7 protein-coding genes are annotated in these 15,902 nt (G+C 36.8%); 4 read left to right on the plus strand and 3 right to left on the minus strand.

Translation table 11 applies throughout. The annotated features are described in order from the left end of the window. Positions 1–386 precede the first annotated feature (386 nt). The 4 genes from FHR29_RS01410 (at position 387) to FHR29_RS01425 (ending at position 9,594) form a co-directional block, all read left to right on the plus strand. Positions 387–3,302 (plus strand): glycoside hydrolase family 2 TIM barrel-domain containing protein, encoded by a 2,916-nt coding sequence (locus FHR29_RS01410; RefSeq protein WP_183911945.1) that lies wholly within the window; start codon positions 387–389, stop codon positions 3,300–3,302. A 659-nt stretch (positions 3,303–3,961) separates the two neighbouring features. Then, a complete protein-coding gene (locus tag FHR29_RS01415; RefSeq protein ID WP_183911947.1) occupies positions 3,962–7,144 on the plus strand; it encodes a TonB-dependent receptor in 3,183 nt (1,060 codons plus the stop codon). A gap of 17 nt (positions 7,145–7,161) precedes the next feature. Then, positions 7,162–9,024, plus strand: coding sequence for a RagB/SusD family nutrient uptake outer membrane protein (locus tag FHR29_RS01420; RefSeq protein WP_183911949.1), 1,863 nt, complete (start codon positions 7,162–7,164; stop codon positions 9,022–9,024). Positions 9,025–9,048: 24 nt separating this feature from the next. After that, a complete protein-coding gene (locus FHR29_RS01425; protein ID WP_183911951.1) occupies positions 9,049–9,594 on the plus strand; it encodes a DUF5018-related domain-containing protein in 546 nt (181 codons plus the stop codon). A gap of 393 nt (positions 9,595–9,987) precedes the next feature. On the opposite strand, the gene FHR29_RS01430 is transcribed toward FHR29_RS01425, so the two are convergent. The 3 genes from FHR29_RS01430 to FHR29_RS01440 are packed head-to-tail and all read right to left on the minus strand — an operon-like array spanning position 9,988 to position 15,881. Continuing rightward, positions 9,988–10,830, minus strand: coding sequence for a BT_3044 domain-containing protein (locus tag FHR29_RS01430; RefSeq protein ID WP_183911952.1), 843 nt, complete (start codon positions 10,828–10,830; stop codon positions 9,988–9,990). Positions 10,831–10,864: 34 nt separating this feature from the next. Then, positions 10,865–12,787, minus strand: coding sequence for a RagB/SusD family nutrient uptake outer membrane protein (locus FHR29_RS01435; protein ID WP_183911954.1), 1,923 nt, complete (start codon positions 12,785–12,787; stop codon positions 10,865–10,867). A 19-nt stretch (positions 12,788–12,806) separates the two neighbouring features. Continuing rightward, positions 12,807–15,881, minus strand: a complete 3,075-nt coding sequence (locus FHR29_RS01440; RefSeq protein ID WP_183911956.1) for a TonB-dependent receptor — start codon at positions 15,879–15,881, stop codon at positions 12,807–12,809. Positions 15,882–15,902 lie beyond the last annotated feature (21 nt).

The raw sequence follows: 15,902 nt of genomic DNA on the forward strand, positions 1-15,902 counted from the left end.
TAGTAAATTATGGAATGTTATTAAGTAGTAGTCTTGATGCTTTTTAGCATTATGAATTTGAGTAAATCATGTGGTCAAGATAAAATCACCATAATGGGTGATATCAGTTTGTATAAACCAACACCTGAGTATGCAATCTTATCTTATTGTAAAGAGCAAACTTAAAGTTGTGAAAAATTTAGAATAGTAAATGCTAAATATAACTTATTAACAAATTATATTAGCGTTTATGATGAATCATGCTTGTCTATTTTACCAATGCAATTGATTCTAAAATGGTAAAAAAGTTTACTTAATGATCAATATTGTTTTAGAATCAGCTCTTACATTGATATATCTTGCAGTTATAAGTTTTTTTAATTATAATCTTCTTAAAAATGCAAATTGTGAAAAATTGTTCAGTATTCATTTTAATGATATTTTTTGCTTCTCATGTGGTTGCCCAAAACTTTATGGCAGGTGGCCGACAGCATTTACCACCTAAATCTACTCGGGTAGAAGGTATAGCTAGTCCCGTGAAAAGTCTGGATGGCGAATGGGAAATTAATCTTACCCCATCTGCTACGTCTATTTCTGATAAGACTGCTTCAGCCAACTGGAATAAAATTATGGTGCCAGGTGAGGCCATGATGCAAGGATTTAAAATAAAGCATGACACCGCCTTTGTATACCGTAAAAAAATAAACATAACCGAAAATACTAAAGGTAAACGTCATGCTGTGCGTTTCAACGGTGTATTTAATCATGCAAAGGTTTATTTTAATGGGAACCTCGTGCGTGAGCATTTTGGTGGGTTTACCGCGTGGGATGCGGATATAACGAAGTTTATCAAACCTGGTCAGCACAACTGGTTGCATGTGGAAGTCACGGATCGTGCGGATGATATTTCTTATGCCTCTGGTTATGCACATCATAATATAGGCGGGATCACGCGAAAAGTTGATTACGTTATCTTACCAGAAAGTCCTGTTCAATATTTATACGCTAAATCATGGCTTACTAATAATTATACGGATGGAACATTAAGTATACAGATGGAGTTACCTCAAAGTAAAAACTTAACTGCACATTATGAGTTAATTGATCCTTCTGGAAAAAAAGTATGGTCAAAACCGAGATCTTTAAAAGCTATCGGTAATATCTGGAAAGACAGTATTGGTGTTCCAAAAGTAAGTTCTTGGACGGCGGAGTCACCTTTTTTATATAAGATGATCTTAAGTGTCATAAAAAATGGTAAGATCCAACAAACGATCGAACAGTTGGTTGGTTTTCGGAGTATCGAAATTAATAAAGACAATGAAATGTTGGTGAACGGCAAAACTGTAAAGCTACGGGGGGCTTGTCGACACGATATGCATCCTACACTTGGGCGTAGTACCAATCGGGCACAGGATAGTATTGATGCTGTACTGACCAAAGAATCGAATATGAATTTTATCCGTACTTCACATTATCCTCCAACTGAAGACTTTCTTGAGTTCTGTGATCGATATGGCATCTATGTACAGGAAGAAACTGCAGTTTGTTTTGTGTTGGATTGGCGAGTTGCTCCTTATAATAAATTTGAGACACAGAGTGATTCAGCTTATACGGATCGTTACCTTGGTCAGTTAAGTGAGATGATAGATCGGGACAGAAACCATGCTTCTATTGTGATGTGGTCTATCGGGAATGAAAGTAATTGGGGTACTAATTTTCAAAAATCGTATGAGTTTGTAAAATCTGTGGATAAGAGCAGACCCGTTTCTTGGTCTTTTCCAGCAACAGCTTTGGATCAAGGGAAAAGAAATTTTGACATTCTGGTATCGCACTATCCGGCATATAATGGTAAATATAGCGATCTAGGCAAGTACGAGAAAAACATGAAAGGGGATTTGCCGATTATTGGCGATGAGTGGGTACATGTGAACTGTTATAATACCGATTTGAGCACTTATGATCCTAATGTGAGGGATTTTTGGGGAGTGAGTATGGACTCTACCTGGACCTATCGTTTTGATGTGAAAGGCTATCTTGGCGGTGCTATCTGGGGAATGATTGATGAAACTTTTACAATGAAAGATGGTATGACGGGTTACGGTCCTTGGGGAATTGTTGATGTGTGGAGAAGGAAGAAAACCGAATTCTGGAATACTAAAAAAGCCTATTCACCGATTAGAGTGCTGGTCGGTGATGTTAAAAAAGCAACAGGTAGTATCATATTGCCACTTCATAATCGCTATGATCATACTAATTTGAAAAGTATTAAAGCAACAGCTTTCATTAATGGTAAAGAAGTTGCTATTGCTATGCCAGACGTGGCGCCCCATGCTAAAGGTGAAATGATTATTCCGATCTCGACTTCTACTTCATCCGTAAAGATTCAGTTTAAAGACAAAACAGGTGCATTGATTGATGAAGAGTTGATCAGTATGGAGGGTGAACATAAAGCCCCTGCAATCGTATCAACAGGTGTCTGGACAGTGGCTGATGAAAGTAGTCAGTTCACACTAAAATCTGGTGATTTTACTTTTAAAATCAATAAGAAAACAGGAGCTATTGATCAGGGATCTGTAAAGGATGTAGCTGTAATTGTAGGTAATCCACTTTTAGTCGTGAATAGACCTAAAGATGCCGGTGTACTCAAAAATACAGATGCTATATTATCGGGTGATTATCGTATCGCTAACTTTAGTTTTGATCAATTGAATAAAGAGGTATTTGTAATACATAGCAAAGGTGAAGTGGATAAGTATCCGGTTGAGATGGTTACCTCTTTATATCCTAACGGGAAAATTAAAATAACATACAGCGCGGACAGTATTCCTGCCTATACCTGGGATATAGGGGTAGGTGTGCCTGTAGCTTCTGATCTGGATAAAATTAGCTGGGATCGCAAGGGTTATTGGACAACTTATCCTGAGGGACATATGTCCGCTTTAAAGGGCATGGCTAAAAAAGTGTATAACAGCACTGAATCTTTTGGTATCAAACCAAATTTTGAGGTATCTCATTCGATGTCGGACTATTTTCTTACTAAAAAAGATCCTGCGGTATTGTACAAAGCCGAAATGTCAGCATCGGGAATTTATCGAGCTAAGAAAGAAAATATCTATAGTTATACCGTGTCAGGAGATGGGGGTGCCTTAAATGTAATTAGTGATGGTAAGCAAGCCGCAAAAATGAATGTTAATAAAGATGGTGGCCAGCAATTGCTCGTGAGTGATAAATGGGATTATTGGACAATTAGCTGGGGTAACTATCAAGGTACTCGCAATAAAACCAAGAAATCTTCAGGAACAGTATTTTTACAGTTGAAGTGAAAAGAATAATTTAGCCTTTTTGCAAAAGTGGATTTGTTTAATGCAGTGTTTACTTCGGTAATGCTTTTTAAGCAAACTTAAAAATATTACAGCCTATTCAATTTTTTTGAATAGGCTTTTTTGATTTTATATTTTATATATATTGATTTTTTCTTGCGTGAATCCAGCTATTTTTTTGTTTTAATTTTTACGATGTATTAAATGGAAATATACACTTTTTGAAAAAAGACATGTCTTTTTCGGGTAAAATAGTTTTAATACAGGCTTTTTAAGTTGTAGTTTGAATATGTTCACACCTATATCTTTGTTATATATCAATTGAGGATCAGCTTTATATATCGTTTAAAATTATTTAGCACCTCATGTTGATACTACCAATGAAAACTAATTTATAAAACCAAAAATTAAGCTATGAAAAAGACTTTTTACCACCCTTAAGAAATGGATGCGTTGGCGATTCCATTTATTTCGCAATTATTATCAACAATGGAGAATTTGTAAAAACGCTATAACTTAGATAACCCTAAAGTAGGTTACTCTCTAAAGCAAGTGTCAAAAATTGTTCTGCCATTTTTAAATCTAAGTTTTCGTAAAAGAAAGCCTAGCGAACTTTCTGTGCCTATTCAGAAAGCAAAAACCAAACATCTAACTAGTACAAAATGAAAAGAAAAAGTGCACAAGCAGCTCTATTTTGGAGCTCATCTAAAAAAGTAGCGGGATTACTGAGTATCTCTACTGTTCTTTTTTGTTCTGCTGATATTCTATTGGCAGAAAAAGCTTATGCTGGGATAAAGTATAATTCCTTAACAATAAATAGAACATTATTAAGTTATCACTTATCACGAAGTGATTATGCTGTGGATAGCATAATCATCGTTAAAGGGATTGTTTATGATGCCAACAAGCAGCCATTGGCGTCAGCCTCTGTCGTGGATAAATCTAACAGACAACGTGGTACCGTAACTGGAAGTGATGGTCGATTTGAAATTTCTGTCGCGTTAAATTCAACCTTGCAAATCAGTCATATTAACCATTTAAGCAAGGATGTGGTTATATCTGGAAAAGTATCCAATCTAGAAATTCAACTAGAAGAAGGAACCCAGCAGTTGGAAGAAATTGTTGTTGTAGGTTTCGGAACAACTAGTATTCGTAAAAATACAACAGCTGTAGCTTCATTTAATGCTGAAAACGTTAAAGAATTACCTTTTGGTGATATGGGATCTGCTTTACAAGGGCGAGTAGCTGGTGTTATTGTGCAACAAGGATCTGCAGAACCTGGGCAGAATGGTGCTAATATTTCGATTCGTGGTAATGGTACACCGCTTTATGTTATTGATGGGTTTATTTCAACGGGAGCAAGATTTTTGACCCTGAACAAGACTGATATTAAATCGATGACCATATTAAAAGATGCTGCTTCTACAGCAGTATATGGTATGAATGCAGCAAATGGTGTTATCGTGGTAACAACTAAGCAAGGAGAAGAAGGGAAATTAAGCGTTGATTATCAGGCTAATTTTGCATATAATACACCATCATATCCAACCAAAAGGATGAATGCATACCAATTTGCCACAGCGATCAATAATTTAAATTTAGCATTAGGGCAGGGGACATTTGCATTTAAGACACCTCAGGAGCTGGAGGAAATTTCTAAAAATCTAGATCAGTATACCAATTGGGAGAAAGCGCTCTTACGCGATTTTGCTCCTCAAAAAGAGCAGACAATTTCTTTGAGTGGTGGAACTGAACGTTTAAAATTTTTTGGTAGTTTAAATGCACTGGATCAACAAGGGATTTATAAAGGAAACTCATTGGAGTATAATCGTTATAACTACCGTTCCAACGTAAGCACTTATTTTGAAAAAGTTGGATTAAATATCGATTTCAATGTCAATGGAACATTAACTAAAGAAAAATACCCTCCCGCAGGTGCAGGGGTGATCTATTCTAGATTGCGTGATAGAAATCCTTTTGAAAACCCTTTTACATCATCGGGCCAGGTGTCTAATCAATTTGATAACCCAGCATTGCAGTTGCAAAGTCCAGGATACATCAAGTTGAATACCATATATAATCAATTGGCGGGGGCTTTAAAATGGAAAATACCCGGTGTGGATGGATTGACTTTGGGCTTTAATGGTAATTACAATGTTGAAACTCAAGATCGGGTAGATTGGGTGCAAACCGCAACGTATTATGATGAAGATGGTAATGAAACGAAGGAAGATCCTGCAAACATAGGTGTTTCTCGATCTTCTTATATGACCAGTCGATATGATCTCAATGCTCGTTTAGACTATACGAAGACGTTTAAAGAGAAGCATAATGTGGAAGCAACAGTGGTACATACCAGACAGCATTATTATAATAATAATTTAAGCGCTGGATCTAGAGGATTTGCTACAACTGAGATTCACCAGATACAAAAAGGAGATGCGAGTACTATTACAGCATCTAATGGTGAATTAATGCAAGCATGGATGGGATATGTCGGTAAATTTCACTACGATTATGAAAGAAAATATATGATCGAGTTTGCGGGACGCTATGATGGATCTGATAATTTTGGGAAAGACTCCCGTTGGGGCTTCTTTCCGTCGGTATCCGGTGGATGGACGATTTCGGATGAGAAATTTTTCAGTAATATTAAAAAAGGTAACCTATTGAATTATTTAAAGTTACGGGCTTCTTATGGTGAAATTGGTTTAAATGATGTTACACACGCAGATTATGCCTATTTACCGACTTATAATTACAACTCAAATGCATATGTGGTAGATGGTAAATTGGTCAATACAGTAACTCCTGGTCCAACACCTAGTGCAAATATGACCTGGTATACCCGGACAAAATATGATGCTGGATTGGATTTCTTTTTATTCAATAATAAAATAGAAGGAAGTGTCGATTGGTTCTTTGAAAAAACTAAGGGATTCTTATCAGCAGATAAGTTTCGCTATACTGGTCCTATTGGCTATGATCTTCCACTTGTCGTATCTGAGGCGGAAGATCGCATAGAAGGTTTTGACGGAGCTTTGAAGTATAAAACAAAAGTCGGACAGGTTGACTTGACGACTGGGTTTAACTTTACTTATTATAGAGCGATCGCTTTTAAGACCAATGAGGATAGTTTGACACTTATCAATCCGCGTCTAAGACAACAAGGTAATGAAAAGTTTTATGTTGCAACAGGTTATGTAGGAGCACAGTTTTATACTACGCCTGATCAGATACTCAATAATCCCAAACGTATAACATCGAGAGATCTCAGACCAGGGGATTTACAGTACGAAGATGTTAATGGTGATGGTAAAATTGATGGACGTGATCAATCACGCTTTGGTCATAATACAACGCCTACTTTTGTTTTCGGATTTGATATTGGTGCACGTTATAAAGGATTAAATGTAATGGCCAATATTCAGGGAACTGGGATACGTGAGACCTATATGAGTAATATCGCAATGGGATCGGAGGGCGAAAGACGTTTAGATTTTGAATTTCAAAATGATAACTGGACTCCTGAAAATACGGATGCAACATTTCCACGTTCGGGTAATGCGAGTTTGAATGACAATAATAATTATGCTTCATCAGATTTTTGGGCTAGAAAATCTAACTATGTACGTTTAAAATCACTTACAGTTTCTTATGACTTTAAGTATGCGGCATTACTTAAACAAGAATGGCTTCGTAATCTCTCTGTTTATGCGTCAGGTGTTAATTTATTTGCTGTTGGTCCATCTGTTAAGTATGGAGATCCAGAGGCAAACAACTTCGATGGATACACTTACCCGATGATGAGAACTTATTCTTTTGGATTTCAATTAGGTTTCTAAACTTTAGTAAAATAAAAATGAAAAAATATATAGTAATTGGGATAATGAGTTTATCAATCTTTTCATCTTGTAAAGATTTTTTAGATACAAAACCCTACGATAAAATCACAGGAGATCAAACCTGGAGTAGTGAAAACTTATCAACAGCCTTTATTTTTCAAATATATGCTGACGTTCTTGCTAATGATTCTTGGTTAGCATCTTATGCAAGCCCTAATTCAGCGCGTTCTGAAAGTTCAACTAAAAATGCCATGACAGGAACCCTAAATGGCCCATTTTGGTCGAAAGATCGCGCAGAATTGATGACAAATAATGACGATTATGGTTGGCTTAATTATAGTCTTTTATGGCGAATCCATACGGCAATGAAAAATATTGAGGAAAGTACTACTTTTTCAGCTGAATTTAAAAAGAGGTCATTAGGTGAGTTGCATTTTTTGAGAGCTACGCATTATTTTATATATGCTAAGTTATTCGGTGGATTACAGATTATAGATAGAGAACTAACTTTAGAGGATAATTTGCAGATTCCTAGAGGATCTATAAAAGAAACGTATGATTTTATTTTGGCTGATCTTGAAGAAGCTGGAAAATCGCTTCCTGCAACATCTGAAAGAGGAAGAGCTAATGCGAAAGCAGCTCATGCTTTAATAATGAGAGTGGGATTACAAGCTGCTGCTTATGTAGATGGTGGAACAGCAAATAGTTCTTATTATGATAAGGTAATCCAGGCTGGTCAGGCATTAGGTTTAGATGATTCGGGATCACAATTGAGCCCTTATGCTAATATGTTCCGTGCGTATGAGACTGCGGTTACTGCTTCAGAGTTTATTTTAACTAGGGAACGTAATAAAACAAACACCTCATTGTATGATACCCCTATGCAGTATCAGGGTTTATGGGCAAATGGTAAGTTTTCTGACTATGCAAAACAGCATTTTCCAATCAATGTGACAATGAATTTTTGGGGCATGGATGGTGGTGCATGGCCAACACAAGATCTTGTTGATGATTACTTAGTAGAGGATGTGGATGGAAGTATTAAATACTGGGAAGATGCATCTTATGTGACAACAGGGAAAAATGTTGATGAAAAAATGTATTTCAGTAATACGAAGAAAAGAGATCAACGTTTTTATGCAACAGTTTTATATGACAGCTGTAAATATTTCAATGATCAGGTTAGGGTATTTTTTAGAAGAGATGGAAATGTAAGTAATGCAAGTAGTAAAATAAATGAAGGCTCTGAGCAAGAATATGGATACCGTGCAGGTAATACAGAGAATTATAATTCTTCTACAGGATATGCGATGTTGAAGTATTTCTATACCCACATTGTCAGCCTTCCTAGTCCCGGTGATCAAAAAATGGATTATCTATACTCAGTGCTTCGTTATGGTGAAGCTTATATGAATATGGCTGAAGCTTATCTGATGAAAGGTGATTTTGAAAATGCGAAAAAATATATGGCTCCTACAATGATAAAACATGGTGGCTTTAAAGCTGATCGAGTAGCATCTTATTTAGCTCCTTTAACAGGAAACAATTGGAATAACAGTTTATTTGAAGCTTTTAAACGTGAAAGAAATGTGGAGATGGTTTATGAAAATAATGATTACTACTGGTCATTGATGCGCTGGGGTATGAGATCTTCAGGAGGTGTGAAAAATGGCGAATACGCCAATAGTGGTTATGTTATCCCAGAACTGCAGGGATCATTACGTGGAATTAGGATTTCTCGAGATGGTAAGAGTTATACATTTTTTCAGGATAACAATGCTGTGGGCGAGGCTAGATTTACTCCTAAGCGTTATTTGTTGCCAATTAGAGAATCATTCCGTCTACAGTCAGGAGTTGCACAGAATCCGGGATGGGAATAATCATCAATGTTAAATGAAAAAAATATGAAAAATATAATAAGAGTAGTAAGTTTGTCAGTTGTTGTAGGATGTCTTACATTAACAGGTTGTTTGAAAAGTGGTATGGAGGAATTGACTAATTCCAGTGATAAAGTTCTTTCAAGTATTGATTATACGTATCGATTTTTATATAATGATACTATTCAAAAGGGAACAGATAAACAACAAATTTTAGAAGGACGTATGTGTGAGGTTCTTTTCAAAAAGAATACAGAGAAAATTGAAGAGGGGGGATTGGAAGGATTTAAGACAACTATTTCCTATGATGCTAACTCGGTGCTAAAAGCTGGTCCGACTGGATCGGTAACCAAAGCTATGCTTTTTAAGGAATTTGAAAAATTAATTAAAGTCGATCAATTGAATAAATTATGGGTGTATATGACGATTTCGGATGTGGCAACCGTAACAGGTGTTAAGGATGCTCCCAAATTAGGTAGTCCTGGAAATTTTTCTACAGATCATATCTATACTGTGAGGGCAGCAGATGGCTCATCTAAAGAGTATTTGATAAAAACGGTTAAAGGATTTTAAAAAGTGAAATAGGTAAGAATTTTCATACTTTTGACTGATTACATATACCCGCCAGAAAAATTTTTCTAGCGGGTATTTTTTTGTATTATCTCATAATTGTCTTTAAGTACATGAGTAATTAATAATATTAAATTAATGCTTTTTGATTTAAAGAGGCTTGATGATAATATTGGATCAAAGCTTGGTAAAATAGGCTTTGCAATATGAAAGTGGTCATAGGTATTTTTATATGACTATATTCACTTCATTTAAGATTATGAAAAACCCGATAAAATTTGGACTTTATATGACAGCTTTGTTTTGCTTATGGACGATAGTGCAATTTTATGGTCAGAAAAAATTTCAAGAATTAGCTAGCATGAAATTTTTCACGCCAGCTAATTCTTAAGAAAGCTATTTGATTATTATTTTTTCTTTAACAAGCGATTCTTTGATTTTTTTGATTGTTTTTGTTTTTGGGTCGGTGTAGCTATAGTTGAGCGAAAAAGTTTCAGTCGCAGTATCGAAGGTATTGCTACCTTCCTGTTGCACACTCAGTGTTTTGGAACTTATGCTAACCGTATTATCAGTATTAACTTTTAAAGTGATTCGATAATCATAATTTGTCATGATTTCACTTTTGTTATCCGTAAAGATAATGACCTCATTGGCAGAGGCCGCCCTTATGGATTTTATACTACTTATCGTGTTTGCATCTATTTGGCCGATCATGCGGTAATCTCCTGAAAAACGGTTGACGAGGTTGAGTTTGTACAGCAGTGTGCTCATCTTATTGTTTAATGGGTACGGCTCACTTTTTATTAGCCGAAAAGGAATGGCATATGTTTTGTAACCATCTAAATTTGTTGTGTTGATTTCAAAGTTAAAAAGGCCGTAAGGGTTTCCACTTAGGATTTTAGCAACTAATCCATTCTGTGTGTAAGTTTCAGTAGGAAGCATAGTGAATTTTTCATCATTATCTCCTAATGTGCTATTGTGTTTCTCTAGAATAGTTTCGTCAATACCAAGTTGCAACTGGATGTCTGATGTCGGCAGTTCCATACCAGAACAGTAAATACTGATACTCGTTTTATTTATTGATTGATCAAATGATGTTTCTTTTTCAATAGGCTCTCCGCTACCAATTAAGTAAACTTGTTTTTCGGAGAGTTCACCAAATCCTTCATCCTTGCAGGAAGAGGTAAGGAATACAATCAGAAAGAGCAAAGCTGTTTTAGAATGTTTTGTGTACTTCATAATTTATTTATTTTTAAACAGTATTATTAGAGATTTACCAACCTGGATTTTGTATTATGTTCTTATTCTTAACAATATCTGTTCGCGGAATTGGCCAAATGTATTGTTTACGACTAAATGATCTCTTGACATCTCTAACAAGTGTACGGGTAAAAAACTGTTCCTTATTAGCTTTTGTGGCCATCATATTCATACCGACGATAGATTGATTATCTTCAGTTTCTGCGATTTTCCATCTTCTAGTATCAAAAAAGCGGCGACCTTCAAAAGCAAGTTCAATTTGTCGTTCCCTGCGTAAAGCTGTACGCGTGTCCAGCTGGTTACTGAGTTCTTCGTCTGTGTATCCTGGTAGACCAGCTCTGAAGCGTATGGGGTTAAGATATTTTTTTATCTCATTTAAGTCTCTCGTGATGGTCTTGCCATATATGGTGTAACTTGTAGATAACTCATTGAGTGCCTCTGCATAGTTCAGATAAATTTCTGCTAGCCGAAATAACATATATGTTTTTCTGGTTTGAGCAGAGCCACCGCCGTATGCAAGGTTGTCTTCAGGGTGAATAAATTTGCGAATGACATAACCTGTTAATGGATAATTTTCAGCATCAGAGCCACGACCTTCATTGCCATCAAAGTAGTATTCTACTGTGAAATTCTTGGCGGAAGTAACTGTTGCACTAGTGCCTTCCCAGAATGTTCCCGTGTAACCAATGGAAGCATAAAAACGAGGCTCTCTATTGACATACATTTTTGCTGTTCCGGAAGACGTGAAATCATCTCCTACAGTGCTAAATCCAGTTTCGGTGTAGGGATATGATGAACTTGAATTGAAGATCGTTTTTCCATCTCTCGTAAAATAGGCATCAATTAATTTTTGTGTTACACCTGCTCCACTCCATCCTGCCATGTTTTTAGGCATGCTGAAACGCAACGATCCATTTAGATTGGTTTGCGAACGAACGAAGATCGCTTCTGTATTCATACTGGTCAGCACTGTTCCACCAGCGAACATATCACGGTAAGATTTAAAGGGATCAATATCTCCAGCACCTTCTGGAAAACTTAATGACGAAACATTCGCAGGTAGTAAAGCTGTTTGTGCAGTTTTTGGTGCGGTGTACAATTGATAAATACCTAAGTCTATGACCTCTTTTGCCGCGGCAGCAGCTTTAGCCCATTTTTCTTCTTGATACTGTTGATTGATCATTGGCAATCCGTCTTTGTTGACAAAGTCAGCGTACTGCGTGTTGCCATTGAATAGGGGACTTGCAGCATATAACAATAATCTAGATTTAACTGCTAATGCGGCACCTTTTGTCGGTCTCCCAATCCAATTTGGATCTTGTGTAAGGGGTAATTCTTGTGCGACAGCGCTTAGTTCGTCTACAATATAATTGACACACTCATCATAAGTATTTCTAGGAAGCAATAGTTCATCCAGTTCTTTATCAAATTCTAAGGGTTTTTCTGGAAGCAAGATTGCCGGACCATATTGTTGAACAAGATAGAAATAGAAGTATGCGCGTAAAAATCGGGCTTGGGTTTTCAATTGTTGTTTCTCACTTTGGTTCATGTCTTTAACTTCATCAACTCGACTTAAAAAAACGTTGGTCGATCGGATCCCTTGGTAAAGGTTTTTCCAATTATTGTAATATGGAAGAGAAGGATCATAATCACCAGATGCATAATAATTCGCCGGTATATCTCCGCGGGTCCATTTCCATACTGCTTCATCAGATGCACCTACCCAAGGGACACCTCCTGAGGTCATGTAATCCCCATCATCTGGTATTGTGGAGTATATGGTATAGAGATATCGTTCTGCAAACGTTTTTTTTGAGAAAACGGTGTCTAAGTTGAACATATCGTTAATGTAAGGATCTACATCAAGAAATTTCTTACAGGAGCTCCCCCATAGTATAACTACGAAGGTTATAATAAAAAGCAAAATTTTTTTCATTTTCTTATGTGTTAATCGGTTAAAATCTGACTTCTAAACCTAGGTTAAAGGTTCGCGATATAGGATATGCTGTTCCGTTGCTGTTTGCCTGTTCAGGATCCCATAGTTTGATAGCATCCCAAACCCATAAGTTGAAGCCTGTAGCATAGATTCTGCAATGGCTCATGCGCATTCTTTTTGTCAGTTCACGTGGTAACGTATAACCCAATTGTATTTCTTTAAGTCGCAGATAACGTGAGTTGGCAAGCCAAAAGGTTGAATTTCTGTTGTTATTCAGATTGTTTCCATAATCTAAACGTGGAAATTTAGCATTAGGATTTTCTGTATTTGGATCTCCAGAATACCAAGACGGCGTCCATCTATTTGTTTGGTCATTTACAATTTTAAGAATATTCCCTGTTTCACCTCCGGCAAAAGGATACATACCCGGACCGCCTAAGAAAAAATTTGCATCACCAGCTCCTTGAAAACGGAAGGCAAAGGAAATGGATTTCCATTGTAACTCAGAACCAAATCCATAAATAATACCCGGTACAGCGCTCTTTCCTATAGGAACAATATCATCATCATCAATTTTTCCGTCTGCATTGATGTCCTTGTATTTAATATCACCTGGTCTTACTTCTCCGAAATGTTTTGGACTACTGATAATATCTAATGAATCTCTGAAAAGTCCTAATGATACCAATCCTTTTAATTGACCGTACCGCTGACCTTTTGATCCTTGGTAAGAAAATCTTGGTTCTGGTTCGTCAAAACTTATGATTTCACCCTTATTGTACGTAAAGTTTCCTCTTAGTGTTATGAAAAGATTGCCCAATTGTTGTTTAAATGTGGCTGATGCATCAATCCCCTTGTTCGCCATAATACCCACATTACCCCAAGGACTTGTTGTGACACCGACAATATCGGGAAGGGTGGTACGTTGCATAAATATACCTGATCTTCTTTCTTTGAAAATATCGATCTGGGTCGAAAATTTACTGTCAAATAGATCGATATCAATACCCAAATTAGACTTTTTCGCCACTTCCCACGTTAAGTTGTCGGCTCCCAGTTCTCCTTCTGCCAGCCCATCGAAATTATTATTTCCATAATCTCCAAATGAACCACCATTAGGAGCATTTAGATTGACAAATGTGATGTAGGGGAAACGTTTATCCTGACCGATTTTGTCGTTTCCTACTTCACCATATGATCCTCTGATCTTGAGTAGGTTGACAAATGGAAAGTGATTTTTTACAAAGTTCTCTTCCGAGATTAACCATCCAGCACCTACAGAAGGGAAAAAACCGTATTGACTTTTCTTTTCAAAATTTTCAGATCCATTGTACCCAAAGTTTAATTCCAATAGATATTTTGATTTGTATCCATAGGTAGTCCGACCCGCTAATCCTTGCATGCGATATGGTATAGAGGCGATTTCATTAGCAGCACCGCTATTCATTAAATCAGATTGATTGTAAAGGATTAAACCTGACACACTATGATCTCCAAAAGTATTCGCATAGTTGATGGCTGTTTCAAGATAATTTCTACGATTTCCAAAGGCATCTTTACTAAATGCCAAGGGGGTTTGTTCAGTTACTTTTCGAAGTTGCAAGTTTCCGTTGCGGTCTCTTTCACGAGAAGCACGATATAGTTCCGGAAATTTCGTGCGGTTCATGTTATGATAATTATTGGCATCGAAAGAATAGAGCACATGTGCTTTTAGACCTTTTAAAAGCATAGATAGATCTTGATTGATACGAAGGTTAGATTCGATTTTATTTGTCCAGTTTTTAATGAAACCTGTTTGGGACAATAAGACGTAGGGATTTGCGGCATTTCCAGTTCCATATGAAGCCATTTCACCAGTTGAATAACGTACAGGGACAGTTAATGGGGTTAGATTAGCCAAGGAACCCCATATATTTGATGAACCTACTCCTGGGAAATTAACGTCTGATATATAGCCACCTACGCCAACCTGGGCAATCGTATATTTTGTAATATTGATATCCACATTAGAGCGGAAGCTGTAACGTTGGAGATTGACATTGGTATTGTATTTATTCAGATCATCAAATTTGTAAAGACCAGATTCATTGTAGTATGCTGTGGAAACATAATATCTTGCAGTTTCACCACCACCACTTGTACTGACGTTAAAATTGGTATTACTGGTAGACTTACGCATGGTATAATCTCTCCAGTTGATATCGGGATAAATATCCGGATCAAGACCATATCTGATGATGTCCAGTTCTTCGGGACTATAAAGAGAAGTCAGTTCTCGTACAGCTCTTGCTTCATTAGCTAATTTTGCATAATTGTATGCATTTTCAAATTTTTGAAGACGTGCTGGAGTAAGATACCCTCTCTCTATGCGGCTATTAAATGTAGGCATCCCTGCTTTTCCTTTTTTTGTTGTGATGAGGATAACCCCGTTGGCACCTCGTACACCATACACCGCGGTGGCTGAGGCATCCTTTAGGATGGTAAAGGATTCAATATCATCGGGACTGATATCATTGATACTTCCTCGGTCAATACCATCCACGAGTACTAAGGCACTTTGGTTAGCTCCAAATGTATTGATTCCTCTGATCCAGAAGTTAGAATTACTATACCCTGGTTCACCAGATTGTTGCTGGGTAATAATACCGGCAACTTGTCCTCCCAGGGCATTGGTAATCGATGAAGTCGGTGTCCTCAATTGTTCTGGCGTAACAGTGGTTACTGCGCCTACAAGACTTAGTTTTTTTTGTGTTCCAAAACCTACGACAACCACTTCATCTAAGTCACTAGCACTGGATTTATTAAGTGTAACGTTGATGACTGTGCTATCTCCGCTAAAAAAAACCTCTTTCGTTTGAAATCCGACAGAAGAAAATATCAAAATATCATTTTTAGATAGGTCTATTTGATAGTTTCCTTTGTCATTCGACGTAGAACCAAAGCCGGGTTTATTTTTAACAATAATGCTGACATTGGATAGAGCACTCTTTAATGAGTCTGTTACAGTACCTCTAACTTTTATCTTATCTTGCGCCTCTGCTAAGGAAATCATCGTAAAGCTGAGCAGAAATATGATTATATGTATTTTTTTCATATGTATATGTTCTTTAGATCT

Source organism: Sphingobacterium sp. JUb56, from assembly GCF_014191365.1.
Taxonomy (GTDB): domain Bacteria; phylum Bacteroidota; class Bacteroidia; order Sphingobacteriales; family Sphingobacteriaceae; genus Sphingobacterium; species Sphingobacterium anhuiense.